This window comes from Aromatoleum bremense, assembly GCF_017894365.1.
Lineage (GTDB): Bacteria > Pseudomonadota > Gammaproteobacteria > Burkholderiales > Rhodocyclaceae > Aromatoleum > Aromatoleum bremense.
This window is the reverse complement of sequence record NZ_CP059467.1, coordinates 1,030,493-1,056,655: the sequence shown is the minus strand read 5'-3', so window position 1 is coordinate 1,056,655 and position 26,163 is coordinate 1,030,493. Positions and strand designations below refer to the sequence as shown.

Below are 26,163 nucleotides of genomic sequence, written 5' to 3'. Positions count from 1 at the left end.
AAAATTCACCCGCCGGCCCCGGTTGCGACGGCATTCGAACCGTGGGGTGCAGGGCAGGTCCGCGTGAGCGAACGGTGAAGAACGAGCGCCAGTAGCGACAGCAATAGTGGACGCAAAAAAAGCGCCTTCAGCCCCAGGCGGAGTATTGCCCGCAGCAACCACCGCAGGTTGTACCCTGCAGCGCAGAGCACAGTATGCAATGCATCACCGAGTGAGCCCTGCAGCCAACATCTGTCCATTCGATGATCGGACTTCAGATGCCCAATCGCGGGTTCCACTGCCTGGCGCCGCTTGAGCCATCGGCGTTGCTGTTGTGTCAGTGACTTGTACTTGCCACGGTGAATGATCTGCACCCTCGGGTTGTCTGCATCCACGCCGCGATAGCCCAGATCGACGATCACCTGTTTCGGCGCCTTACCGGTCCCCTCCAGCAAGATCGCGGTTTGCTCCAGCTGCTGATTGAGCACATGGCCGTCATAGGGGTTACCTGGGAAAGTTCGCGCGCCCACCATCAGGCCACTCTTGTGCGTGACGGCAATGCTGGCCTTGACCCCAAACTCGTAGGGCTTACGCGCTTTTCCCTTGCCGATACACTCGACCTCCGGCGCGTGCAGCGCGTAGAGCTTGTTCTTGTCCTTGGGCTGTTGCGTGCGGATGCGCTCGGCACGCGCCATCAGGGTGGTCAGGCGGGTGATCGAGGCGCCCGATTGTGCCGTTGCCGTGGTGAGTTTGCGTTTGATCTCGCGCAGGACGATGCCAAGGATCGTGCGTTGCCGTTTGACGGTGCGTCGAAGGCGTTTGAACTGTTTGGCATGGGCGTAGCCGCCGGCTTTGCGTCGGAGCTCACGGCCTTCCTTGATGAAGGTCTGCTTCAGTGCGATGCCTGCCGACTTGGCCGCTTGCACAACCTTCGCCCGGGCAATCTCCAGCAACCGGCTATCGACCGGATGGGCGATGGCCTTCTCCTGCACGGTGCTGTCGACAATGACCCGTTCAAATTCAGCTGGGCGTACGGCCTTTGTCGCCACGGCCGTGTCAATCGTGGCCTTGAGCAGTTCTTCGACGCCGGCTTCGCCAATCGCCGTCCGAAACCGTCCAATCTGGGTGGCATCGCAAGGTAGCGTTGGCGTGTAGTAGTCCAGGCCGCTGAAATATTGCCACACGACATTCTCCGACCACCGAACCACGAGTTCTTCATCGCTGAAATTGAATGCGTGCTTGAGGTAAAGCAGTGCGGCCATGAGCCGAATCGGCAGCCGCGGCCGGCCCGCCATGCTCACGCTGCTCCCCGCGATCTCCAGCGTCGTTCCGAATAAATCGGTGCCTTCGATGACCTGGCCTTCACGGTGCTTACGAGCGAATGCCGGGGCCAAGGCCGCTTCGATCTGCGTCCAGGGCATGCGTGACGACAACACCACCAGCGGGTGCCGAAGATCAATCATTTGGTCGAGTCGGGATCGGAAAAAATCGTCGGTTGCCATCTGCACGGAGCCCCATTTCCCTGAGGTTTCAATCACCTGTATTTTACTTTCTGAGGGAAATCGTGGGGCTACTTTCTGACGGAATCCCAGTATTCATGCGGGCTGTGAGGGTTTTGCAGGGCCGACCAGATACTGCGTATCTCGGCATCCCCGACGTCGAGTGCGAAGGCGCCGGGAAGCACGTTTCCGGCGGCCTGAAACAGGACTGTCGAGGGGCCGGTTATTACGACCCCTGGCGGGAAAGGAACGGTGACACGCATCACCTCGCCCTCATCCGGGGTATTATTTTTGTTTAACGTGAAAGAACCTACTTCCAGGGCGGCCGACGACCTGACCCCAGAAGGTCATATTTTTGAGAAACGGGTGAATCAGGCTTCGGCGGCGGGAATGAAACCGAAGCGAGTCAGAGCCTTGATCCAGCGAGGAGCGTTGCGTTGAACGGAGAGGGCTTCATAGTCGGTGGCGGAATCCCGATAAGGTTCGCGCCGTTTGAGCATGAAGAAGATGGTGCGCAAGATTTTGTGACCCAAAGCCACGACGGAACGTTTGTGGCCGCGTCGCACGATGAGGGACTGGAACTTCGACTGCAAGACCGACTTGGTACGGCTGGCGGCATGAGCGAACTCGCAGAGGAGGCGCCGGACATAGAGGTTGCCCTTGCGGAGGCGTCCGGATTTGCGTTTGCCCGCCGACTCGTTGTTGCCCGGGCAGATGCCGACCCAGGAGGCCAGGCGATCGGCGCTGCCGAAGGCCTCCATATCGGTGCCGATTTCCACCAGCAGCATGGCCGCGCCGATCAGATCGACGCCGGGCAGGGTTTGCAGCAAGGCCAGCGCGTTTCGCTCGTCCTTCAGCCCGTCGAGAAGTCGCGCATCGAAGCGCGCAATGCGCGCTTCGATCTCCTCGACATGGTGCATCAGTTCGTCGAGCACGAAGCGATGGCTGTCGGTCAGTTCCCCTTGCAAGGCATCGAAGATTTCCTCGCGACTGGCCTTGAGTCGCCGGCTGGCGAACCCGAGCACCTCGTGGGGCGGCTGGCCGGCGATGATGGCCTTGACCATGGCGCGCGCCGACTGACCATGCAGATCGCTCACCACCACGCCAAGGCGCACGCCCCCGTCGGTCAGCACCTTGTGCAGGCGGTTCTTCTCGGAGGCCAGTTGGCCCACCAGCTTCTGCCGCTGCCGCGAGATCAGGCGCAACTCGCGCAGTCTTGCCGGCGGCACGAACGAGCCGCGCAGCAGCCCGGCACGCGAGAGCGTGGCCAGCCATTGGGCATCGCCGACGTCCGTCTTGCGCCCCGGGACATTCTTGACGTGACGGGCATTGACCACCTGCCCGCGAATGCCCACGGCTTCCAGGGCGGCATACGGACTCTTCCAGTAAATGCCCGTGCTCTCCATCACCACTTCGTCCGGACATAGCGCGGCCACCCAGTCGGCCAACGCGCGCCGATCCCGTTTGAACGCACCGAATTGCCGCTGCTCGATACGTGTCGTGCCGTCGGCCTCTTCAAGGATCGCGCAGGCCGTAATTTGCGCCTGATGAACGTCGAGTCCGATGACGCGTTTGTGAAGTGCCATCAGTTCCATGCCATCTCCGCTCGAATTACACTCAAAGGCGGAAGGTGGCGGGTGCCAGAACTGAAAGTGCCTGAAGGCGACAAGTCGCCGACGGCCTGTTTAACGTGCGCTCTCTATGGAAGCAATCCGGGGTGCGAGTCAGTTCGGCGGGTCACGTTAGGTTGCGGGGTCGAGCCGCCAAAAAATTGCGCGACCTCTTCCCGTCACCTTCCACCCCGAATTCTCTTTCATCATCAGGGGTGGCGCCTATCGCAATCACCGTTAGATCGGCAACCACGATCCAGCCGACGTGCCAATCAGTGTCGCCATCAATGCAGGTTTCGCCATTGGTGCTGGGACACAGGAAGGCTGGTTTTGCACGCTTGACCGCCTCACTACGCGCGTATTGCAGGCTTGCCAGCAAATCGTTAGCCGTACTAGCCGCACGATTGTTTTCCAAGAGGGACTTGAAGCTCGGGACAGACAGTCCGAGCAAGATGGCAGCGACGGCGAGCGTGATCATCATCTCGATCAGAGTGAAACCCTCCGCGTGTATCACGCGCGCCCTTAGCCTCCCCATCACTTCCAGCAACCGGAAGTCGTCGGGGTGCGCTCACCAGTGTGGGCCAGCGTAAGCGCAATGCCATTAAGTTAGGCCAGAACGCATAATAAAATCATGCTGTTACGGTATAATTCAGTTTCTGCAATGTTGACTTTGAGAATGACCATGACATTGCAAATCCCATGCCATCTTTGCCGCCCTCGGTGCCCATTTGGGCTCTGATGAGTTCGCCGAGCAGGCGCGCATGAGCCCCAACGCGTTCGTGCGCGAACGCAAACTTCCCCTGCCGCGGCTGGTGGCCTTTCTGCTCAATGCCCCGCGCGCCGGCCTACAGGCCGAACTCGATGCGTTCTTCGACCACGCCCTGGGCAGCGGCGAGGCGCGCCCGGTGAGCAAGAGCGCGCTGTGTCAGGCGCGGCGCCAGTTGCGTCCCGATGCGCTGCGCGATCTGCTCGTCCACAGCGCGCAGTTGTTCGCCGCCCACAGCCCGGTGCCGACGTGGCACGGACGGCGTGTGCTGGCGCTGGACGGAAGCACGCTGCGTGTGCCTGATGGGCCCGAGTGTGCTGAAGCCTTTGGTGGCATGAACACCGCCAGCGGACGCTTTCGCCCGCTGGCCCGCGCCTCGGCGCTCTTCGATGTGGCCCGCGGCGCCTTCGTCGATGCCGCCCTGGGGGGCTTCGCCGCGGATGAACGCTCGCTCGCCCGTGGGCATCTGCCGCACTTGGAGCCGCAGGATCTGCTGCTGATGGATCGCGGCTATCCGTCGCGCGAGTGGTTCCATGAGTTGAATGCGCTGGGTGTGGCCTTCTGCGCTCGCATCAGCGAGCGGACCTGGACCGCGGTCGGCCACTTTGCCCGGGGCCGGCGCAGCGATGCCGTGGCCGACCTGGGCACCGCGGCGACCCCGCTCTCGCTGCGCCTGCTGCGCGTGAAGCGGCCCAACGGGTCGCGTCTGGTACTCGTGACCAATCTGTTCGACGAGGCGCTCAGCGCGGAAGCGTTCGCCGATCTGTACCGCGCCCGCTGGCGTATCGAGGAGGCCTTCAAGCTGATCAAGGCGCGATTGCAGGTCGAGAACTGGAGCGGCATCCTGCCCCACACGGTCACCCAGGATTTCTACGCGTCGCTGTTGCGAGCCAACTGCGCGGCGGTGCTGGCCCTGGCCGCCCGCCCCGAGGACGCCGCCGTCAGCGCCAACACCGGGCTCGATGCCAAGGGCTGGCGGGTGCGGCTCAATCGCACCCTGGCTTTGAAGAGCCTGCGTCACTATTTGCCCCGTCTTCTGCTCGCGCTGGACTTGGCTGCAGTATTGGATCGATTGGTCGAGCGCCTGCGCTCGCCCACCGCCGTCGAACGCACCCGCCCGGATCGCAGCGCGCCGCGCCGCAAGGGCGTGCGCATCGCTGACTTCCATTACGCATACAAAACGGCTTAACTTAATGGCATTGCGCGTAAGCGTGCCGCATGGATCGGCTTCCTGCTTGGCCGTAGGAACAGCCTCCAGGGTATAGGTCTGGGCGTCCTGTTCGCTTAGCGTGATGGTATAAAAATTTGCAACGTTGGCGACAACAGCACTTGGGAGACTTGCTGCTGCATAGCTGTTGTTGGTGGTGTAGTAACGCTCCATGAACTGCTTGAGTTCCAGCATGGTGGCCTGAGCCTCGACCCGGCGACTCTTGCGAATGTGTTCCTGATAGGACGGATAGGCGATCGAGGCGAGGATGCCGATGATTGCGACCGCGATCATCAACTCGATGAGAGTGAAGCCCCGCGAGCCGGAGGCCCTCTTGCCCCCAGGGGCGAGTCGCGGCGCGGTTTCAGGCCGGTTGTCTTCGAGTACGCAGGAAATACCGGTTTCGGCCACGACGAGTCCCAGGCGTTTGCGCGGGGCGATGCATCAAGCCCCTTTCCCGGGTTTGTCTACGAGCGGTGCTGCCCGGGAGTTAATGACAAAAGTGTGAGTAGCGCGGCATTGTAAGCGGATCGCATCCCGGTCGAGCGGGGCATCCGATCCGGTTTGTGACCTGCGTCACGCCGGCGCGAGCGGCGGGCCGCGGTCGATGAAGTCCGCGCCCGGGTGGCCCGACCGGGGCGGCGCGTTGCCGCTACCCGGTCCGGGCTGGTGTCGTCGAAAAGCGCGCGCCGTTCAGGCGAGCGACCGGCCGGTCAGCCGCTCGAAGGCCTCGCGGTACTTCGCCGCGGTCTTCGCGATGACGTCCGCCGGCAGGCGCGGGCCGGGCGCCTTCTTGCCCCACGTCAGCGTCTCGAGGTAGTCGCGCACGTACTGCTTGTCGTAGCTCGGCGGGCTGATGCCTTCGCGGTAGCTGTCGGCCGGCCAGAAACGCGACGAGTCCGGCGTCAGCGCCTCGTCGATGAGGTGCAGCGTGCCGGCGGCGTCGACACCGAACTCGAACTTCGTGTCCGCGATGATGATGCCGCGCCCGGCGGCATAGTTTGCCGCTTCGGCGTACAGCGCGATTGCCGCGTCGCGCGCCTGCGCCGCGAGACGGGCGCCGTTCGTGCCGGTGCCGGCGAGCAGACCGGTGAGCTCGGCGGCGCAGCGCGTCTGGGCCGCGGCAAACGAAATGTTTTCGTCATGGTCGCCGACGTCGGCTTTGGACGCCGGGGTGAAGATCGGCGACGGCAGCTTCGCCGCCTGCGCGAGGCCGGCGGGCAGCCTGATGCCGCAGATCGCGCCGGTGTCCTGGTAGTCCTTCCAGCCCGAGCCGATCACGTAGCCGCGCACCACCGCCTCGATCGGCAGCGGCTTGAGTCGCTTGACGACGAGCGCGCGGCCGCGCACCTGGTCGCGCTCGTCGACGGTGACGACCGATTCGGGGTCGATGCCGGTGAGCTGGTTCGGCACGATGTGGCCGAGGCGCGCGAACCAGAACGCGGCCATCGCGGTCAGCACGCGCCCCTTGTCGGGAATCGGGTCCGGCAGGATCACGTCGAACGCGGACAGCCGGTCGCTGGTGACGATCAGCAGCTTGTCGGCATCGACGGCGTAGATGTCGCGGACCTTGCCGCGACCGAGCAACGGCAGGCTCTTGATGGTGGATTCGAACAGGGGTTGGGCCACGATCGGACTCATTCAGGCAAAACGCAATTATAGGCCAGCTTGTCCGGCAGCCGCTCACCGCCCGGCGCCGCTCAGTGGCCCGGCACCGCCTCCTCGGCGGCAAGCTGGCGGCGCATGCGGCGCAGGCCGAGCGCGACCAGGCCGGCGATGATCGGGATCGACACCGCGGTGATGACTTCCGGGGTCGCCGGGGCGAGGTAGTCCTTGCCGCCTTTCGCGAGGTATTGCACGAGCTGCGACGCGTAATACGTGATCGCGACGACCGACAGGCCTTCGACCGTCTCCTGCAGCCGCAGCTGCAGTTTCGCGCGCCGGTTCATCTGCGCGAGCAGTTCCTGGTTCTGCCGCTCGAGTTCGATGTCGACGCGCGTGCGCAGCAGCTGCGAATTGCGCGCGATGCGGCCCGACAGGTCCTCCTGCCGGCGGGCCATCGTCGCGCATGTCGCGATTGCCGGAGCGAGCCGGCGGTCCATGAACTCGCGGATCGGCGGGTAGCCGTCGAGGCGGACTTCGCGCAGGTCCTCGATGCGCTGGCGTACCAGCTGGTAGTACGCGGCGGCGGCGCCGAAGCGGAACGTCGTGCGCGCGACGGAGCGCTCGACTTCGGCGGCGAGCCGGGTCAGCCGGTTCAGGACGCGGCGTTCGTCGTCGGTCGAAGTCGAATTGCCCATGTTGTCCATCAGGTCGGCGAGTTCTTCCTCGGCGCGGGCGAGCAGCCGGCCGACGTCCTTCGCGACGGGGAACGCGAGCAGCGCCATGACGCGGTAGGTTTCGATCTCGACGAGCCGCTGGACGCTGCGGCCGGCCTGCCGCGGGGTCAGCGAGCGGTTGAAGACGACGAAGCGCGAAAAATCATCGACGATCCGAAAGTCGGTCAGCACCCAGCCTGCGCCGCCGGCGATTTCCGACGCGACGGTGGGGGTGAAGTCATGGCCATCCTGGGCAATGACGGTTTCCGGAGGAACATCGTCCGCGTCGCGCACTTCGACTTGGGTTGCGACGATCAGCTGACCTGGGATGCCCTTGCGCCACCCCGCGGGAACCGCCAGCAGCGCAGGATCGGCGCCGTCGCCGGTGCCGTGGCGGAAGAACGTATAGCTCGAAAATTCGCTGTGCCGTTCCCACCTGAGGCGAAATTCGCCGGCGTCCAGCGACACGTGGCCGGTGTCGGTGCACGGCTCCGGCAGGCCGAGTTGCGCGGCGAGCTGATGAAGGTGCGCGGGCTCGAGATCGGCGCTGCCGTCGACGTGCAGGAAGGCGAGGTAGCTGACGAGCTCCGGCGTATTGAGCGGCACCGGCGGGCGCGAGTGGACTTCGTCGTTCAGCGCGCGGCGCTGGGGGTGTTCTTCGAACAGGGGCATGATAAAAAGAGGAGCCGCAGGATTGTGCAAGGGTACCTATCCTGCCGGCATCGCGAAAGCTCCGCTGCGCCGGGCGTCCCGACGGCGCCTGGCGGCAAGGCGGCGCGGAACTCAGTATCGCGGGGTTTGCTGCGGTTGCTGCGCCGGTTGTTGCTGTGCCGGCTGCTGTGCCGGGACGATCAGCACTTCGACGCGCCGGTTCTGCGCGCGTCCGGCGGCAGTGCTGTTGTCGGCAACCGGCCGCGTCAGACCGTAGCCGACCGCTGCCAGCCGGTTCGCGTCGACGCCGCGCTGGAGCAGGTAGCTGCGCACCGCGCCGGCGCGGTTCTCGGACAGCGTCTGGTTGTAACTCGCGGAGCCGACGGAGTCAGTGTGCCCTTCGACCTGGACGACGGTGCCCGGATATTGCTGGATGCTCTGCGCGAGCTGGCCCAGCACCGGCTGGAACTGCGGCTTGATGTCCGCGCGGTTCGTGTCGAACGTGATGTTCTCGGGGGCCTGCAGGCGGATCGTGTCGCCCTGGCGCTGGACCTCGACGCCGGTGCCCGCCATCTGCTCGCGCAGTTCCGCTTCCTGCTTGTCCATCTGGCGACCGATCAGGCCGCCGACCGTCGCGCCGATGGCCGCGCCGATCAGGCCGCCTTTGGTGCGATCGCCCGACCCCGAGACGACGCTGCCCAGCACCGCGCCGGCGCCGGCGCCGATCGTCGCTCCGCGGGCGGTTTTTGCGGTGTCGCCGTAGTAGGGGTTCTGTGCGCAACCGGCGATCAGCAGCGTCGTGACGGTGGCAAGAAGGGTTGTTTTCATCATTCATGACCTCTACGTGTTGTTGCGTACTGATTCTGATCAAAGCTATCGGTCGATGGCGCGCAGCGTCGCGAGCGCGGTTTCCCGCAGCGGGCCGCCGAGCTCGACCGCGTGCTGCGCGGCGCGTCTCGCTTCATCCCGTCGTCCGAGTTCGAGCAGCACTGAGGCGTGGTTGTTCCATGCCGCGGTCGATTCGTGGCGTGCGGCGGCGTCACGGAACGCCTGTTCGGCGCCCGCCTTGTCGCCGGCTGCATGGCGCGCGTTGCCCAGGCCCATCGCCAGCACCAGGCTGTCGGGCCAGTGGGCGAGGGCGGCGGCGTAGGCCCGCGCTGCGGCATCGGGCGGCGCATTGCGTTCGAATGCGATGAGCGCGCGTGTCGCTTCGTCCTCGGTCGCGGTGACTGGCAGCCTGCCGGGAGGCAGTGCGACGAAGGCCCAGCGCTGCGACCGGTCCCAGGTGTGTTCGAAGGTGCGGAACGCGAGTTCGAGGCGCTCGGTCGTGCCGGAGCGCAGCACGAAGGTTGCCGCGTCGAGGTCATAGCCGATCACGACCGCGTAGTGCCAAGTCGGCGCCCATGACAGGCCGAGGTTCTGCAGCACGATCACCGGGTGGCCCGCCGCGGTTTCGCGCATCACCGCTTCGAGCGAACCCGGCAGCAGCGTCGCGACCATGCCGTGGCGTCGCGCCCCGGCGAGCATTTCGAGCTGCAGCGACCCTTCGCGACCGGGCAGGAACACCTCGTCGACGAGCGCTTGCGGCCGGATCACGAGACCGTTCGCCGATAGCGCTGTCGCGAGCGCCGCCGGTCCGCACTGGAGTTCCACCTGCGGGAAGAACGGCGTCTGTACCAGTTCGACCTGCCGTGGCAGGTCGGGCGGCGGGCGGCCGAGCAGGCGCGGCGCCTGGACCGCGCAGCCCGTCAGCGCGAGCATCAGCAGCATCGCCGCGCACAACGCGGCGAAAGGGAGCGCAGGGTGTCGACGGGGGCTGGGCCGCACGGTGTCGTTCGGTGCGCTAGCGGACCGAACGCGTGAACGGAAAGACTTTCGTCAAGCCGAGGATGTCCGTGACCAGCAGCACGATAAACACGAACAGCAGCACGCCGAGCACGTCGGAGGCGCCGGCGGGGGCGTTTTCGATCTGCTGTGCGAGCAGCGACGCTTCGTCGTCGGTAAGGGCCGCGATGCGCTCCCTGGCGACGTCGGGACTCAGGCCGAAGCGCTCGAGCTGGGCCTGCACGTCGGCGCGGGTCATCAGCGCACCGAGGCGCGCATGCGGCGAATCCTGAGGAGAAGCTGCGGCCATGCCGGCGACCTGTTCGGTCGTGACGAGTGCCGCCTGCGCAGCCTGGATCATCGTCGCATTGACAAAGCAGATGGCCAGCAACATCGCGAACAGTCGTTGTAGCTGTTTCATGATTCGTCTCCTCTTCTTGTCCCGCCGGGAATCGTCGCGCCGCCACCGTTCGCGCACCGGAACGGTCCGGGCCGTTTCATTGTAGGTGCGGCGGGTGGCGTCCGCGAGGACAAAGGAGTATCGAAAAGTATTTGACATCCTCCCTGCCGTAAAGGAAGGGGATTCCTACGGCGCTACGCGATAGGCTGCGTAGTCGCTTCGGTGGGTTCCTGCTTCATCGAGCAGCCTGACTGCGCCGACTCTCCACAGGCTAACAAGCGGTATCCCCGCTCTAAAACATTGATCGCGCCGACCACATCGGCGTGATTTTCGTAGCCACAATCGACGCACAGGAATTTCGCCTGTGTCTGTCGGTTGTCCGCTGACACCTGCCCGCAGCACGGACAGGTGCGCGACGTGTTCTGCGGCGGCACGGCGACGAGATAGCCGCCGCTCCACGCCAGCTTGTAATCCAGTTGTCGCCTGAATTCACCCCATCCCTGATCGAGAATGGCGCGGTTCAGGCCGGCCTTCTGGCTGACCCTCTTGCCGTGCTGTTCGCTATTGCCCCTGGAAGACCTGGACATGTTCCGTACCTGCAAATCCTCAATGCAAACGAGCGCGTGGTTTTGGCTGATCGTTGTTGTGGCTTTGTGCAGGAAATCGCGACGGGCGTTGGCGATGCCGGTGTGAATCTTCTGGACGCGGGCTTTGGCCTTCTTCCAGTTATTGCTGAACTTGACCTTGCGGTTCATGCGGCGCTGGTAGCGCGCAAGGCGCTGCTGATGTTTCTTGAAGCTGTTGAGAGGTGCGATGAAGCTCGCGTCGCTCAGGGTGGCAAAGCGGGCAATGCCGACATCGATGCCGATTGAGGTAGTCGTTGCCGACAGGGGCTGCTCCACTTCGCGTTGCGTCTGAATCGACACGAACCACTTGTTGCCCGACTGGCTGACGGTGACGTTGCGCAGTTCGCCGAGCACGTTCCGGCTGTTGCGGTAGCGCAGCCAGCCGAGTTTCGGCAGGAAGAGTCGGCTGTTGCCCTGATCGAGCTTGATCTGTTTCGGGTCGGGATAGCGAAAGCTGTCCGATTGCCCTTTCTTCTTGAAGCATGGGAAGTCGGCCCGCTTGGCGAAAAAGTTGGCGTAGGCGCGCTCCAGATCCTTGAGCGCTTGTTGCAGCGGGTGCGACGGCGCATCGGCCAGCCACGGTGTTTCCGGGCCATTGCGCCATTCGGTGAGCAGCTTGCACAGTCCCGAGTAGCCGAGTTTTTTCTCACCCGACTCGTAATGCACCTTCTGCAACGCCAGCGCCTTGTTGAACACGAAGCGGCATACATCGAACAGCAGCAGACGCCACGCTGAAACCAAAGGACGCCGTCCGCGCTATCCTTCCCCGCCCTGAAGGTCGAGGCTTGTCGCGCATCGGGTCAATGCAGTCGCACGTCGAGCGCTTCGGCGATCGATGCCGTGGGGCGGCGGATGTGGTAGCCCTGCGCGAGATCGATCGACTGCCCGATGACGCCGGCCAGCACCTCGCCGTCCTCGACGTATTCGGCGACGGTGCGGATGCCCAGTTCGCGACTCAGCGCGACGATGCTGCGCACCAGCGCACGGTCCCTGTCGTTGTGTCCCATGCCGAGGATGAAGTCGCCGTCGATCTTCAGGAAATCGATCGGGAAGCGTTTGACATAGTGGAACGACGAGAAGCCCGAGCCGAAGTCGTCGATCGCCAGCCGGAAGCCTTCGGCGCGCAGCGTATTGATGAAGCGTTCGAGCAGCACCATGTTCTTGATCGTTTCGCGCTCGGTGATCTCGAACACGATACGCGACGGCTCGAACCCCGATGAGCCGGCGATGCGCCGGGTTTCCGGGATGAAATCATTGAGCACCAGTGCGCGCGGCGACATGTTCAGGAACAGCAGGCCCTGGTAGTTTGCGGCAACGGCGGCCTCGAGGGCCCGTTCCATCAGGATGTAGTCGAGCTTGTGCATCAGCCCCATCTTTTCCGCGATCCCGACGAAAGCGTCGGCGACGAGCATCGTGCCGTCCTCGAGGCGGATGCGCGCGAGCACTTCGAGCGCCTCGACCTTGCCGGTGCGCGGATCGATGATCGGCTGGTAGTACGGGATCACGCCGCGTGCCTCGACGGCGGCGAGGATCAGGATGCTTTTCTCGGACAGCGAGCGGAACACTTCGACGACGTCGTGCTCGGTCGGAATCGCGACGCGGCCCTTACCTTCGGCCTTCGCCCGGTACATCATGCTGTCGGCGAACAGGAACAGATCCCTGGTCTCGACCGCGTGGTCCGGATACACCGCCATGCCGATCGACAGCGAACTGCCGACGCGGGCCCCGTCCGGGGTCTCGATCGACAGGCCGGCGACCGCGTCCATCATCCGCCGCGTGGCCTCGATCGTACCGGTGAGGCCGGTTTCGGGCAGGATCGCGACGAACTCGTCGCCGCCGTAACGTGCGAGCAGGTCGTCCTCACGCATCGCCCCGCGAATCGTCGTTGCGACTTCCTGCAGCAGCACGTCGCCGAAGCTGTGCCCGTAGGTGTCGTTGACGGACTTGAAGTTGTCGGCGTCGAGGACAGCGAGGCCGAACTTGTGCCCGTGCCGCCCGGAACGGACCGCCTCGCTGTCGAGCAGCTCCCAGAACACGCGCTGGTTATAGAGGTTCGTCAGCGGGTCGCGCGTCGCGTAATACTCCAGATCCTTGGTGTATTTGTCGATCGCCTTGACCGAACCGACGACGTTCAGGAGCGTGGACAGGATGCTCTCGACGACCAGCCAGCGCGTCGCCTCGGGGCTCGCCTGCGCCTGCATGCCGATGCCGACGATGCCGCCGATCTTCGGCGCATCGAGCAGCAGCGATTTCGTCTGCACCTCGAGGTCGCCGTGCATCAGGTCGGGAATCTGGCGCGAGCCGTCGGCGACGTTGTGTTCGATGTTGACCGCATAGCCGCCGGTGAAGTACGGATTGCGGCTCAGCGATTCCTTGACCGTTTCCTCGAACAGCCGCCTGCTCTCGCTCGACGGCGCGTAGCGCCAGAACACCTCGAGGTCGAAGATGTCGTCGCCGATCTTGAAGATCGAGAACAGCGCGTAGGCCGGCATCACGTCGTCGATGTCGATCAGCAGACGGTTGACGTATTCGCGCCAGTCCTTGACGACGTCGGAGGTCAGGATGAATTTTTCGAGCAGCCGGATCTCGAATTCGAGCATCTCCTTGTCGACGGCGATCGAGCGCACGCGCTCGGTCAGCTGCCTGACCTCGTCGGCGATCGGGCTGAACTCGGTGAAGCCGAAATCGAGGCTGGTCTGCGCGAGCTGGCGCAGGTCGGAAAGTTTGTTCACCGAGCGGATGTCGTGCGCAAAGCCGCGGATCGCGCGGTCGATCCGCCGGCGGATGTACATCACCATCAGCAATGCCGCGATGATCGCGACGGGGACCACCGGCGCGCAGGCAACCATCACTTCGAACATCGACTGGGAAGTCATCTCGGCGAACGTGTCGGCGCCGTGCATCGCTTCTTCGCGCACTGCGCGTTCGACGACGCCGGAAACCGCGTAATGCGTCATTGCGACGAGTGCGGTGGAGAACACTACTGCCGCGATCAGTAGGAGTCCGCGGATGGTCTTGATCGAAATCATCGGAGTTGGAGGGCCTGGCACCGGCGGGCGAATGACGAAAACCCGAGCGGTTCGCCCCATTCGACGCCGGAAGCGAGTGGTAACAAATGGTAACGGTCGGGCAGCTCGCGGACTATACTCCAGTGGCATGTTCCGGGAAAGGCCGCTGCTGATAACGGGCGGTTATTGCCTTGCCGGCCCGTCTCCGTCCGCCCGGCCCGCAGGCACATGCCGCAGGTCGTCGGCAACGTCAATGTCATGCATCGCCTTGCCCACGTGCAGCGACCAGCCGAGCGCGCAGAGGCGGGTGATCGTGACTGCGGCGACCGTTTCGGTGCTCCACGCGATGTCGCTGAACAGCTGCGGGCTGAAACGCGCCAGGCCGAGCAGCACGTAGCCGCCGTCGGTGCTCGGGTGGATCACGGCGTCGTGCGTCCGCAGGGCTGCCGCCGCGGCACGCAGCACCGCGGGGCTCAGGTCGACGCAATCGGTGCCGATCAGCAGCGCCGCTTCACCCCGTTCGGCCGTACGCCGCACCGCACGGGCCATGCGCCGGCCGAGGTCTCCCTCGCCCTGGTCGGTGACGGCGATTCCGGCGGGCAACGCGACATCGCTCCAGGCGCGTGTGCAGATGGGCGGGGTCGCAACGAGTTCGACCGGCCCGACCGCGGCGGCGACGGCGGCCGCGAGCGTGTCGTCCAGCATGCGGCGTGCGAGCGCCGCAGCGCCGGCGGCACCGAGCGCGGGGATCAGCCGCGTCTTGGCGAAGCCGGGCCGGGGCGCCTTGGCGAAGACGAGGATGCGCACGGGCTTCGCCGTCGCGGCTTCGGCGGGCATCTCAGTACGCGCCGGGCCGCGAACGCAGTGAGCGTGGGGGTTGTTTCATCAGCGGTACCGCTCGGCGAGCCGCTCTGCCGGCACACCCCGCCACCACGCCCAGCGCAGCCGCCACATCAGCAGGATCGTCCGCCACACGCCGCGCGTCTCCCAGCGCCGTCCGGAGGTGTGCACGCGCTGCCGCACGCACGCCGGCGGGGAGATCGTCTTCAGGCGCCGGGATAGTTCGATGTCTTCCATCAGCGGCAACTGCGCAAAGCGGCCGACGGCATCGAAAGCCTGGCGCGTGACGAAGATCGCCTGGTCGCCGGTGGCGATGCCGGTGAGCCGCGAACGCAGGTTCATCATCGCCGCGACGACGCGCAGCATCGGGCTGCGGCCGTCGATGCGGACGTCGAAACGGCCCCAGGCGCGGCTGCCCTGCAGCGCCGCAGCGACGATGCGGTCGGCGGACGGCGGCAGCGTCGTGTCGGCATGGAGGAACAACAGCGCGTCGCCCGTCGCGCGGTCGGCGCCGGCGTTCATCTGGCACGCCCGGCCGGTGGGGCTGCAGAGGGTCACGACGCCGGCGCATTCGGCGATCCCGGCCGAGCCGTCGCTGCTGCCGCCGTCGACGACGATGATCTCGGTGCCGCGCGCGCGCAGCGGGGCGAGCCGCGCGAGCAGCCCGGGCAGGTTGCCGGCCTCGTTCAGGACCGGGATGACGATCGACAGCTTCATTGTCTAGCGCAGCCGGGGCAGCGGGGCAGGCATGTGTTTTCTCCGTGGGGCGGGCGGTGGCCGGGCAGCGGGCGCCTGCGCGAGGCGCGTCTGCTTCGAACGTGCCGACGGCATCGGCCCGCAGTCTACACTGGCGGCAGTCACGTCGTCGCCGTCCGCCGGAACGGAAAGCTCCCCGCGCGAGGCGGCCTGGACAACCTTATCCTGCGGGAGGCGTGCATGAAAAGAGTTTTGCGATTTCGCCGCCGCGTCGCGCACCGCGCGGGGATGATCGTAGCAGCGTGTTTGCTGGCGTTTGCCGCGGCAATCTTCCCGTCGCCGGTTCTGGCGCAGACGCCGGCGCCGGCGCCGTTCTCGGCGGCCGAACCCGGCACGGCGCCGCCCGCTCCATGGCGACACCAGCCGCTGCCGCGAGTCGAACGGCAGAACCGTTTCGACCTCGTCGAGGACGACGGCCGGACGGTCTTGCGGGTCCGCTCGGACGCCGCCGCGTCGACGCTTGCCCAGCCGCTCGACGTCGACCCGGCGGAAACGCCGGTGCTGGAATGGCGCTGGAAAGTTTCCCGCCCGGTGGCCGGTTCGGACTTCAGCCACAAGGGCGGCGACGACTACGCCGGCAGGGTGTATGTGCTGTTCGACTATCCGGTCGAACGGCTGTCGCTCGCCGACCGGGCCAGGATCACGCTCGGGCGCGCCCTGTACGGAGCCGAACTGCCCGCGGCCGCGCTCGCGTACGTATGGGGCACGGCGCAGCCGCCGGGCGCGATCGGACCGAACCCTTATACCGACCGCGTCAGGATGGTCGTCGTCGATAGCGGCGCAGCGCACGCCGGGCAGTGGGTAAGCGTGCGTCGCAACGTCGCCGCCGATTTTCGCGCGGCCTTCGGCGAAGCCGCGCCGCGCATCGTCGGCATCGCCGTCAGCGCCGATACCGACAACACCGGCGAGCGGGTGACGACGCTGTTCGGCGACCTGCGCTTCGTCGCCGAGCGATGACGCGGTGCGAGCTCAGCGCACGACCTGGGTCAATTCACCGCTCTTGTAACGGGCAGCGATTTTTTCCAGCGGCATCGGCTTGATGCGGCTCGCCTGGCCGGCGCAGCCGAACGCTTCGAAGCGCGCCTTGCAGACCAGCTTGGCCGCTTCGCGCGCCGGCTTGAGGAACTCGCGAGGGTCGAATTTCGACGGATTCTCGGCCATGAATTTGCGCACCGCGCCGGTCATCGCGAGACGGATGTCGGTGTCGATGTTGATCTTGCGCACGCCGAACCGGATCGCTGTCTGGATCTCCTCGACCGGTACGCCGTATGTCTCCTTCATGTCGCCGCCGTACTGCCGGATGATCTCGAGGAGTTCCTGCGGCACGCTCGACGAGCCGTGCATGACCAGGTGCGTGTTCGGGATGCGCGCATGGATCGCCTTGACGCGTTCGATCGCGAGGATGTCGCCGGTCGGCTTGCGGCTGAACTTGTATGCGCCGTGGCTGGTGCCGATCGCGATCGCGAGCGCGTCGCAGTCGGTCTGCTTGACGAAGTCGGCGGCCTGGTCGGGGTCGGTCAGCAGCATCGAATGGTCGAGCGTACCTTCGGCGCCGAGCCCGTCTTCCTCGCCGGCCTGGCCGGTCTCGAGCGAGCCGAGGCAGCCGAGCTCGGCTTCGACGGTGATGCCGATCGCATGGGAAAACTTGACCACCTCGCGGCTCACCGCGACGTTGTAGTCGTACGACGACGGGGTCTTGCCGTCTTCGAGCAGCGAGCCGTCCATCATCACGCTCGAGAAGCCCGAGCGGATCGCGGCCATGCAGATCGCCGCCGACTGGCCGTGGTCCTGGTGCATGACGACCGGGATCTGCGGGTAGGCTTCGATCGCCGCGTCGATGAGGTGGCGCAGGAACGGCTCACCGGCGTATTTCCGTGCGCCGGCCGAGGCCTGCATGATGGCCGGGCTGTCGGCCTCGGCGGCCGCTTCCATGATCGCCTGGACCTGTTCCAGGTTATTGACGTTGAACGCCGGCAGGCCGTAGCCGTTCTCGGCGGCGTGATCGAGCAGCTGGCGCATGGAAACGAGGGGCATGGTACTTCTCCGGAGTTGGGTCGCCGGCATGGCGGGCGCGCGATGTTGAAAATTGGACCGCATTCTAGCGTCTGTTCGCGCATGGTGGGCCCGGCAGTCCGCGAATGGGGTTTCGATGTGAAACGGCCCGGGCGGGGCCGGGCCGTTGCGGCGTTGCGAACGGCTTCGCCTATTTCAGCAGTTCGGCCTGGGTCGCCGCGTCGAGCCGGCCGGTAAGCGGGATGTTGCGCTCGGCCTGGTATTCGCGCAGCGCGCTTTGCGTCTTCGCGCCCATCTTGCCGTCCGGCGCGCCGGTGTCGAACCCGAGCTGGTTGAGCTTCGCCTGGGCCTCGCGCAGGCCCATCTTGCCGCCGGAATAGCCGGCGGGCTGCGCCGCGCCGTCGACCGCGAGCCGGCCGCCGGTGCCGAGGCCGCGATCGCCCATCGTCTGGCCCTGGTAGTTGCGCATCGCACGCACGAGCTGGTTGTACGAATCCATGAACGCCCCGGCGATGACCTTGCCTTGCGGCGTGTTGGTGTAGCCGCCGAGTCCGGCGCCCGCACCGCCGCCGCCGATCAGCCCGCCGAGGCCGAAGTCGGTGTTCTTCGCGCTGCCCTCCGCAACCCCGACCTGCACGCCCGAGCGGTTGTCGACGAGGGTCAAGAGCGTCGCCGCCTCGTTCGTCTTCATGCTGCCGACGAGGGCTCCGGCGATGCTGCCGCCGACCGCGCCAGCGATTGCCCCGAGCCCGCCGGTGCCGCGCTCGCTGAACAGCACTTCCGGTGTCATCGAATAATCGGCGCTGACCATCTGGCCCTTGCCGAAGTTGCTGCCGGCGCGCAGTTCGCCGGTCTGCTGCAGCGCGCGTTCCTGCTGCATGTTGCCCATTGCACGGCCGCGATCGACGACGATGAAGCAGTTGGATTGCTGCATCAGGAGGCGCAGCACCGGCACGGTGGAGGTGAGCCGGTACTGGCCGGACAGGATGTGGTACCACGACGCGTTCTGGTCTTCGACGACCGCGATTGTGCCGAAGGGGCGATCGCAGCGCTCGAGCTGGCCGCTGGCGTTCTCGGCACTGGCGCCGCCGGCGGCGCCGGTCGCGACGGTCTTTGCGCCGACGTTGCCGGACTGCACCGGCATCGACCCGAGACAGCCGGCGAGGGTGGTCGCGAAGCCCGCACAGGCGAGCGCTTTGAGCTGTGACTTCATCATCGAGGATTCCCCCTGGCGAAAAAGTGACCTTGTGCTTATTTTTGCGCCGGGCGCAACGGGTGCGATGACGTCCGGTTTGCCACCCTGCGAGTATAGGCCAGCACCTGGTCATCCTCAACGCGGACACGGGCCTGAGTAGCGGCACCCGCTGTATGCCAGAGGAGTGACCGTTGCGGCCGTCTGGCGGGTGCCTCAGGGGCGGGAAGAGCTCTCCGCGGGCGGGCCGCCGGCCCGCGGTGCCCCCGCGGCGACTACAGATCGCTGACGTGCGGCGGCAGATGTTCGCCGACGCGCACGATCTTCAGCGTGTTGGTGCCGCCGGACGCGCCGATCGGCTCGCCGATCGTCAGCACGATCAGGTCGCCGCGCTCGACGACGCCCTGGTCGATCAGGATCTGCTCGGCCTCCCACAGCAACACGTCGCGATCCTGGTGGGTCTGCGACATCAGCAGCGGGAAGACTTCGCGGTACAGCGTCATCTGGTTGCGCGCGCTCGCTTCGGGAGTCAGCGCGTAGATCGGCACACCGCTGTTGAGGCGGCTCATCCACAGTGCGGTCGAGCCGGTCTGCGTCAGCGACGCGATCGCCTTGACCTTGAGGTGCCACGCCGTCCAGATCGCCGCCATCGCGATCGACTGGTCGATGCGCGTGAAGACACGGTTGAGCACGTCGCGGTCGAGCGCCACGTCGGAGGACTTCTCGGCTTCGAGGCACACGCGGCTCATCGCCTCGACGACCTCGACGGGGAACCTGCCGGAGGCGGTTTCGGCCGACAGCATCACCGCGTCGGTGCCGTCGAGCACCGCGTTGGCGACGTCGGAGACTTCGGCGCGCGTGGGCACCGGGCTGGTGATCATCGACTCCATCATCTGCGTCGCGGTGATCGTCAGCTTGTTGCGGTCGCGCGCGGCGCGGATCATCTTCTTCTGCAGCGCCGGCACCGCGGCGTCGCCGACCTCGACGGCCAGATCGCCGCGCGCGACCATGATGCCGTCGGAAGCGTCGAGGATTTCATCGAGGTTCGCGACCGCTTCGGTGCGCTCGATCTTCGCGATCAGCAGCGCATCGACGCCCGACGCGCGCATCAGCTGGCGCGCCATGTACATGTCGGCCGCGCTCTTCGGGAACGACACCGCGACGAAATCGACGCCGATCTTCGCCGCCGTCTTGATGTCGTCCATGTCCTTTGCGGTCAGCGCCGGCGCAGTCAGGCCGCCGCCCTGGCGGTTGATGCCCTTGTTGTTCGACAGCGTGCCGCCGACCTTGACGACGGTATGGATCTCGTGGCCGATGACGCGCGCGACCGTCAGCTTCAGCCGCCCGTCGTCGAGCAGCAGCACGTCGCCGGCCTTGACGTCCTTCGGCAGGTCCTTGTAGTCCAGTCCGACCCGCTCCGCGTTGCCGAGCTCGCAGCGCGCATCGAGGATGAATCCGGCATCCCGCTGCAGTTCGACCTGCCCTTCGGCGAACTTGCCGACACGGATCTTGGGTCCCTGCAGATCGGCGAGAATGCCGACCGGCCGGCCCGCCAGCGATGCCGCTTCGCGGATCGCCTCGGCCCGCGCGACGTGATCCTCCGCCTTGCCGTGCGAGAAATTCATCCGCACGACGTCGACGCCGGCGTGAACCATTCGTTCGAGCACCTGCGGGTCGGACGAGGCGGGGCCGAGGGTGGCGACGATCTTGGTGTGGCGTGGCATGGCGGGTATCGAGTCCGGTGACGGTTTGCGGGGGATGAATTCTACCCCAAGGTCAAGGGGCCATCCGCAGCCCGGCTACGGTGGTGGCGCCAGCGCGGTTCCGCCGGTGGTGCGGTGAACCGGCTGCGCGGGGACGATCGACCGTTGCGCGTCGAGTGTGCGCCGCAGGCCGCATGGAGCGCGGCAGCCGCCACGCCATGCCACGCCATGCGATCGCGTCTGTCCGTAAAGTATTTCCTTGTGAAGGATTACGGGCTTCGGGCAAGCTCTGCCGCATCATTCGGTGATGACCGAACACCAGACCGGAGCCGCTGCAACAGCATGAGAAGACAATCCCAACGAGAGCCGCGTGGCGGCAAACTGCGTGCCTGTTCCTTATCGGCCGGCCGGAGCGCCGCCGGACGGGAGCGCCGGGGGACGTACAAAGGGCTGGCCGCGGGATCGACTCTCTGATGGCGGCCGTCGCACCCGACGCCGCACCCGCGTCACGGGATGATGACGGCCGCATGGGCCTGCGGCGCGTGAATCTGGTCGTTGGCGCGGTTTTCGCCGCAGCCATGGCCCTCGGCGGGACGCTCATCTACCAGGCCGATGCGAGTCGCATGGACGATCGGCGCGCGATCGCGCTCGATCGCACGGTCGATCACGCGCACGCCATCGAGGCACTCGTCGAGCGTGCGCTGTCGGCCACCCATGCGCTCGCTGCGCTGGTGCGCCAGGGCCGGGGCGTGGTCGATGACTTCCCGGGTGTCGCCGCCGGAATGCTGCCGGTCTACAAGGGCATCAGCGGCCTGGTCCTGGCGCCCGACGGCGTCGTCGCGCAAATCTTCCCGCTCGGTGGCAACGAGCGTGTCGCCGGCATCGACATCCTCGGCGATCCGCTACGTCGACCCGAAGCCATGGCGGCGCTCGAACTGCGAAGGCCGGTGCTGGCCGGCCCGCTGCCGCTAAGCCGCGGTGCGAGTGGCTTCATCGGGCGCCTGCCGGTTTTTTTCGGCTCGGGCGCGGACGAACGCTTCTGGGGTTTCGTCACGGTGGCGCTGCCGCTCGACGGGCTCCTCGGGGCCGCCCACCTGGGCCAGATGGGCGAGGCGGGCTATGCCTACGAGCTGGTCCGCATCGACCCGGCGGGCAGCGAGCCCGCCATTCTTGCACGCTACGCGAAGGCGCCGCTGGTCGATCCGGTGGTGCGGGAGCTCGAGATCGGCAGTGGCAAGTGGGTTTTGCGTGTGGCGCCTGTGGACGGCTGGCGCTCGTGGCTGCGGACGCTGCTCGAAGGGCTGCTCGTGCTGCTGGCGAGCGGCCTCGTCGCATACCAGGCCAATATCCTGCTCAGGCAGCCGCTTACCTTGCGGCGCGAGGTCGGCCGGCGCACCCGTGAGCTGGCCGAGGCGAACCACAGTCTGGAAACCAAGATCGCCGAGCGCGGCCGCGCACAGGATGCCCTGCGGCGGTTGAACCGGGTGCTGCGTGTATTGAGCCAGGGCAACGGCGCGCTGGTGCGTGCCGAGGACGAGGCAGCACTGCTCGGCGACGTGTGCCGCATCCTGGTCGATAGCGGTGGCTACCGTGTCGTCTGGGCAGGCTTGCTGGATGCCGACGAAGCGGCGATGCGGGCGGCGACGATCGTGCCGGCAGACGCGCTCGATGCAGCACGGCTCGCTTGGAGCGGTGCGGACGCCGAGGGCAGCCAGGGTTTCGTCGGGCGGGCGATCACCGAACGACGCCCGGTACTGTGCTCGAACCTGCGCGACGACGCGCTCTACCGCTCTGTCGCCGATGGCCTTGCGCAGTGCGATTGCCACACCGGCCTCGCGCTGCCCCTGACGCTGAACGCGCAGGTCTTCGGTGTGCTCGTGCTGCACGCGCACGCGTATGAGGTGTTCGACGCCGACGAGATCGCGGTGCTGGAGGAACTCGCCTGCGACCTGGGCTACGGCATCGCCAACCTGCGTACGCGCCACGCGCACAAGGAGGCAGCAGATCGGCTCACCGAGAGCGAGGAGCGTTTTCGCGCCATCAGCGGCTCGGCCCAGGATGCGATCATCATGATCGATGCCGCCGGTCGGATCGGCTACTGGAATCCGGCGGCCGAGCGGATCTTCGGTTTCACCGCTGCCGAGGCGATCGGGCAGGAGGTCCACGTGCTTCTCGCAGGCGAGGACGGCGGCGATACGGCGCGACGGGCCCTGACGGCGTTTCGGGCGCAGGGCGAAGGGCCTGTGGTCGGCAAGCTTCTCGAATTGACCGCACGCCGGCGCGACGGTAGCGCGTTCCCGGTGGAGCTGTCGGTTTCTGCGCTGCAGCTGCATGGCGAATGGCACGCGGTGGGGGTCGTGCGCGACATCTCGTACCGGCGCGAGAGCGAAGAGGCGCTGCTTCTGCGCGATCGGGCGATCGAGTCGTCCGGCGATGGAATCATGATCTCTTCCGCCGAGCTTCACGACTACCCGTTTACCTATGTCAATCCGGCTTTCGAGCGCATCACGGGCTTCAGCGCCGCCGAGGCGGTCGGGCACAACGGGCGTTTTCTGCTCGGCAAGGATATGCAGCAGGTGGGTCTCGACGAGATCCGTCTCGCGCTGCGAGAGGGCCGCGATGGGCGGGCCGAGTTGCGCAACTACCGCAAGGACGGCAGCCAGTTCTGGATCGAGTTGTCGGTGTCGCCGGTGCGCAATCGCGTGGGCCAGGTGACGCATTTCGTGTCGGTGATGCATGAGGTGACCGAACGCAAGCGCTACGAGGAGGAACTCGAGCACCTCGCCAACCACGACGAGCTCACCGGCCTGCCGAACCGCAACCTGCTCGCCGACCGTCTCGACCAGGCCATCGCACAGGCCGCGCGCGACGGCAGCGAGGTCGCGGTCCTGGCCGTGGATCTAGACAACTTCCGGCTGGTGAACGACGGACTCGGCCACACTTGCGCCGACCAGGTGCTGCACGCCATGGGCGTGCGGCTGTTGTCATGCGTGCGTGAAGGCGACACCGCAGCGCGGATGGGGAGTGACGAGTTCGTCCTGGTGCTGCCCGGAGTCGGGGCCGACGAAGCGGCGTACGTCGTGCAGCAGCGCATCCAGGTGGAGACGACGCGCCCGCTCGATGTCGACGGACAGGAGCTGGTGGTGAGCTGCAGCATCGGTATCAGCCTGTACCCGCGTGACGGTGGCGACCGCCACACGCTGATGAGAAACGCCGATGCGGCGATGCATGCCATGAAGGCGGCCGGGCGCAACGGTTTCCGCTTTTTCACCGCGGAGATGAACCGGCGCGTCGACCAGCGCCTGACAATGGAACGCGAGCTGCGCCAGGCCCTGGCCGGCGGCGAGTTGCTGCTGCACTATCAGCCGCAGGTCGATCTGGTGAGCGGTCGCATCACGGGGGCCGAAGCGCTGGTACGCTGGCAACACCCGCAGCGCGGACTGTTGACGCCGGTGGAGTTCATCCCGCTCGCCGAGGAAACCGGCCTCATCGTCCCGATCGGGGAGTGGGTTCTGGGCGAGGCCTGTCGCCAGAATCAGGCGTGGCACACGGCGGGGCTGGCGGCGGGACGCATCGCCGTCAACCTTTCGGCGCGCCAGCTCGGCGAAACCGATCTGATCGCCCTCACCGGGCGCGTGCTGGCGGAATCCGGCATGACGCCGGCACGGCTCGAGTTCGAACTGACCGAAAGCATGGCGATGCAGGACGTGGACAAGGTGATGCGCGTGCTGTGCGAACTCAAGCAGCTCGGGGTGCGAACGTCGCTCGACGATTTCGGTACCGGCTACTCGTCGCTGAGCTATCTGCAGCGCTTTTCCGTCGCTGCACTGAAAATCGATCGCAGCTTTGTGCACGAGGTCGAGGCCGACCCCGGGAACGCCGCCATGGTCGCGACCATCATCGCCATGGCCCACAACCTCGGCCTGAAAACGATCGCCGAAGGCGTCGAGACCGCAGCGGAACTCGCCTGGCTGCGTGCGCACCGCTGCGACGAGATCCAGGGCTACCATTTCAGCCGGCCCCTGCCCGCCGCCGAGTACGCGCTACTGCTGCGCGAGCAGCGGACGTTGGCTCCCGCCACGGGCGGCGGCGAGGAGGCAGCGCGCACGCTGCTGCTGGTCGACGACGAGCCGAACGTGATGGCGGCGCTGCGCCGCCAGTTGCGCACCGAGGGCTACCGCATCCTCATTGCCAACAGCGCGCGCGAAGGGCTCGAGCTGCTGGCGCTCAATACGGTGCAGGTGATCCTGTGCGACCAGCGGATGCCGGAAATGACCGGCACCGAGTTCTTCTTCCGGGTCAAGCAACTCCACCCCGACACGGTGCGCATTATCCTGTCCGGGTATACCGAACTGCAGTCGGTCACTGATGCCATCAACCAGGGCGCGATCTACAAGTTCCTCACCAAGCCATGGGACGACGAGGCGCTGCGCGAGACAGTCCGCCAGGCTTTCCGTATGCAGGAGTACAACCGGCGGTCGCCAGGCCTGCTCTCCGCCGGGTGAGCGGGGCGGCCATGTCCAGCCGTCTCGCTGCCCGGTGCGCCGTCAGTCGTTGAAGCGTGCCTCCAGGGCGGCGATCGCGGGCAGCTTCTTGCCTTCGAGGAACTCGAGGAAAGCGCCGCCGCCGGTCGAAATGTAGCCGATGTCCTGCGCGATGTGGAACTTCGCGATCGCGGCCAGCGTGTCGCCGCCGCCGGCGATGCAGAACGCCTCGGAGTGCGCGATCGCCGAGGCCATCATCTTCGTGCCGCCGGCGAACTGGTTGTGCTCGAACACGCCGACGGGGCCGTTCCAGACGATCGTGCCGGCGTGCGCGATGATGTCGGCGAGCTTTGCCGAGCTCTTCGGGCCGACGTCGAGGATGCGGTCGTGCGGGCCGACTTCGTCGACGGGAATCCGGTTCGCCCGCGCGAGCGCCGACACTTCGTCGGCGACGACGACGTCGACCGGCAGCGGCACTTCGGCGCCGCGCGCCTTCATCATGTCCATGATTGCCTGCGCCTCCTTGACGAGTTCGGGTTCGGCAAGCGATTCGCCGATGCGCTTGCCCGACGCGAGCAGGAAGGTGTTGGCGATGCCGCCGCCGACGATCAGCTGGTCGACCTTCTCGGCGAGCGTCTTGAGGATCGTCAGCTTCGTCGACACTTTCGCGCCGCCGACGATCGCGACGAGCGGACGGGCCGGGTTCTCGGTCGCTTTCGTCAGCGCGTCGATCTCGGCGCCCATCAGCATGCCGGCGCACGCGACCGGCGCGAAGCGCGCGATGCCGTGGGTCGTGGCCTCGGCGCGGTGCGCGGTGCCGAACGCGTCATTGACGTAGATGTCGCACAGTGCGGCCATCTTCTTCGCGAGTTCCTCGTTGTCCTTCTTCTCGCCCTTGTTGCAGCGGCAGTTCTCGAGCAGCACGACTTCACCGGCCCGGACTTCGAAGCCGCCTTCGACCCAGTCGCGGATCAGGCGCACCGGCTTGCCGAGGAGTTCGCCGAGGCGCACGGCGATTGGCGCGAGCGTGTCTTCGGCGCGGCATTCGCCTTCGGTCGGTCGGCCGAGGTGCGAGGTGACCATGACGGTGGCGCTCCGTTCGAGGCAGTAGCGGATCGACGGCAGCGACGCGCGGATGCGGGTGTCCTCGACGATGTTGCCCGCTTCGTCCTGCGGCACGTTGAGGTCGGCACGGATGAAGACGCGCTTGCCGGCGACGTCGAGGTCGGCGAGTTTCTTGACGTTCATGGGGGTTTCTTCCGGATGAAAAAACGCCCTGCGAAGAGC

19 protein-coding genes and 1 pseudogene are annotated in these 26,163 nt (G+C 66.3%); 3 read left to right on the top strand and 17 right to left on the bottom strand.

Annotated elements, in window-relative coordinates:
- Window positions 1–5: 5 nt before the first annotated feature.
- From pbN1_RS04975 to pbN1_RS04965, 3 genes are all read right to left on the bottom strand, one after another.
- Entirely contained in the window at window positions 6–1,481 is a 1,476-nt protein-coding gene (locus pbN1_RS04975) for an IS5 family transposase (RefSeq protein ID WP_210147661.1), read from the bottom strand.
- Window positions 1,482–1,849: 368 nt separating this feature from the next.
- Window positions 1,850–3,073, bottom strand: a complete 1,224-nt coding sequence (locus pbN1_RS04970) for an IS110 family RNA-guided transposase (RefSeq protein ID WP_169201487.1) — start codon at window positions 3,071–3,073, stop codon at window positions 1,850–1,852.
- 142 nt (window positions 3,074–3,215) lie between these two features.
- Window positions 3,216–3,626: a pilus assembly FimT family protein gene (locus tag pbN1_RS04965; protein WP_244857245.1), complete on the bottom strand. Its 411-nt coding sequence runs from the start codon at window positions 3,624–3,626 to the stop codon at window positions 3,216–3,218.
- Window positions 3,627–3,816: 190 nt separating this feature from the next.
- On the opposite strand from pbN1_RS04965, the gene pbN1_RS04960 reads away from it, so the two are divergent.
- Window positions 3,817–5,043 carry an IS4 family transposase gene (locus pbN1_RS04960; RefSeq protein ID WP_280516176.1) on the top strand — a complete coding sequence of 409 codons (1,227 nt, stop codon included), beginning with the start codon at window positions 3,817–3,819 and terminating at the stop codon, window positions 5,041–5,043.
- Window positions 5,044–5,118: 75 nt separating this feature from the next.
- Here pbN1_RS04960 and pbN1_RS21105 read toward each other — a convergent pair.
- The 10 genes and pseudogenes from pbN1_RS21105 to pbN1_RS04910 all read right to left on the bottom strand — a co-directional run.
- Window positions 5,119–5,355, bottom strand: a pseudogene (locus pbN1_RS21105) (type IV pilin protein); the annotation flags it as partial.
- Window positions 5,356–5,754: 399 nt separating this feature from the next.
- Window positions 5,755–6,690 (bottom strand): phosphoribosylaminoimidazolesuccinocarboxamide synthase, encoded by a 936-nt coding sequence (locus tag pbN1_RS04950; protein WP_169201490.1) that lies wholly within the window; start codon window positions 6,688–6,690, stop codon window positions 5,755–5,757.
- 71 nt (window positions 6,691–6,761) lie between these two features.
- On the bottom strand, window positions 6,762–8,051 hold the full coding sequence (locus pbN1_RS04945) for a DUF3422 family protein (RefSeq protein WP_169201491.1): 1,290 nt from the start codon (window positions 8,049–8,051) through the stop codon (window positions 6,762–6,764).
- Between the two features lie 111 nt (window positions 8,052–8,162).
- Window positions 8,163–8,861, bottom strand: a complete 699-nt coding sequence (locus pbN1_RS04940) for a YiaD family glycine zipper/OmpA-like lipoprotein (protein ID WP_169201492.1) — start codon at window positions 8,859–8,861, stop codon at window positions 8,163–8,165.
- A gap of 42 nt (window positions 8,862–8,903) precedes the next feature.
- Complete coding sequence (locus pbN1_RS04935; RefSeq protein WP_169201493.1) at window positions 8,904–9,800, bottom strand: PA2778 family cysteine peptidase; 897 nt, start codon at window positions 9,798–9,800, stop codon at window positions 8,904–8,906.
- Window positions 9,801–9,873: 73 nt separating this feature from the next.
- Window positions 9,874–10,275, bottom strand: coding sequence for a PA2779 family protein (locus pbN1_RS04930; RefSeq protein ID WP_169201494.1), 402 nt, complete (start codon window positions 10,273–10,275; stop codon window positions 9,874–9,876).
- A 173-nt stretch (window positions 10,276–10,448) separates the two neighbouring features.
- Window positions 10,449–11,621 carry an RNA-guided endonuclease InsQ/TnpB family protein gene (locus pbN1_RS04925; RefSeq protein ID WP_210147659.1) on the bottom strand — a complete coding sequence of 391 codons (1,173 nt, stop codon included), beginning with the start codon at window positions 11,619–11,621 and terminating at the stop codon, window positions 10,449–10,451.
- 59 nt (window positions 11,622–11,680) lie between these two features.
- Window positions 11,681–13,909 carry a putative bifunctional diguanylate cyclase/phosphodiesterase gene (locus pbN1_RS04920; RefSeq protein ID WP_169201495.1) on the bottom strand — a complete coding sequence of 743 codons (2,229 nt, stop codon included), beginning with the start codon at window positions 13,907–13,909 and terminating at the stop codon, window positions 11,681–11,683.
- Between the two features lie 162 nt (window positions 13,910–14,071).
- Window positions 14,072–14,725 carry a TIGR04282 family arsenosugar biosynthesis glycosyltransferase gene (locus tag pbN1_RS04915; protein WP_169201496.1) on the bottom strand — a complete coding sequence of 218 codons (654 nt, stop codon included), beginning with the start codon at window positions 14,723–14,725 and terminating at the stop codon, window positions 14,072–14,074.
- Window positions 14,726–14,773: 48 nt separating this feature from the next.
- A complete protein-coding gene (locus tag pbN1_RS04910) occupies window positions 14,774–15,445 on the bottom strand; it encodes a TIGR04283 family arsenosugar biosynthesis glycosyltransferase (protein ID WP_169201497.1) in 672 nt (223 codons plus the stop codon).
- Between the two features lie 219 nt (window positions 15,446–15,664).
- On the opposite strand from pbN1_RS04910, the gene pbN1_RS04905 reads away from it, so the two are divergent.
- Entirely contained in the window at window positions 15,665–16,441 is a 777-nt protein-coding gene (locus tag pbN1_RS04905) for a DUF3047 domain-containing protein (RefSeq protein ID WP_169201498.1), read from the top strand.
- A gap of 12 nt (window positions 16,442–16,453) precedes the next feature.
- On the opposite strand, the gene fba is transcribed toward pbN1_RS04905, so the two are convergent.
- From fba to pyk, 3 genes are all read right to left on the bottom strand, one after another.
- On the bottom strand, window positions 16,454–17,518 hold the full coding sequence (gene fba / locus pbN1_RS04900; protein ID WP_169201499.1) for a class II fructose-bisphosphate aldolase: 1,065 nt from the start codon (window positions 17,516–17,518) through the stop codon (window positions 16,454–16,456).
- A gap of 169 nt (window positions 17,519–17,687) precedes the next feature.
- On the bottom strand, window positions 17,688–18,713 hold the full coding sequence (locus pbN1_RS04895) for a peptidoglycan-binding protein (protein WP_169201500.1): 1,026 nt from the start codon (window positions 18,711–18,713) through the stop codon (window positions 17,688–17,690).
- Window positions 18,714–18,964: 251 nt separating this feature from the next.
- Complete coding sequence (pyk, locus tag pbN1_RS04890; protein WP_169201501.1) at window positions 18,965–20,413, bottom strand: pyruvate kinase; 1,449 nt, start codon at window positions 20,411–20,413, stop codon at window positions 18,965–18,967.
- Window positions 20,414–20,865: 452 nt separating this feature from the next.
- Here pyk and pbN1_RS04885 point away from each other — a divergent pair, with 452 nt between their 5' ends.
- Window positions 20,866–24,897 carry an EAL domain-containing protein gene (locus pbN1_RS04885; protein WP_169201502.1) on the top strand — a complete coding sequence of 1,344 codons (4,032 nt, stop codon included), beginning with the start codon at window positions 20,866–20,868 and terminating at the stop codon, window positions 24,895–24,897.
- 42 nt (window positions 24,898–24,939) lie between these two features.
- Here pbN1_RS04885 and pbN1_RS04880 read toward each other — a convergent pair whose 3' ends face one another.
- Complete coding sequence (locus pbN1_RS04880) at window positions 24,940–26,124, bottom strand: phosphoglycerate kinase (RefSeq protein WP_169201503.1); 1,185 nt, start codon at window positions 26,122–26,124, stop codon at window positions 24,940–24,942.
- Between the last annotated feature and the right edge of the window lie 39 nt (window positions 26,125–26,163).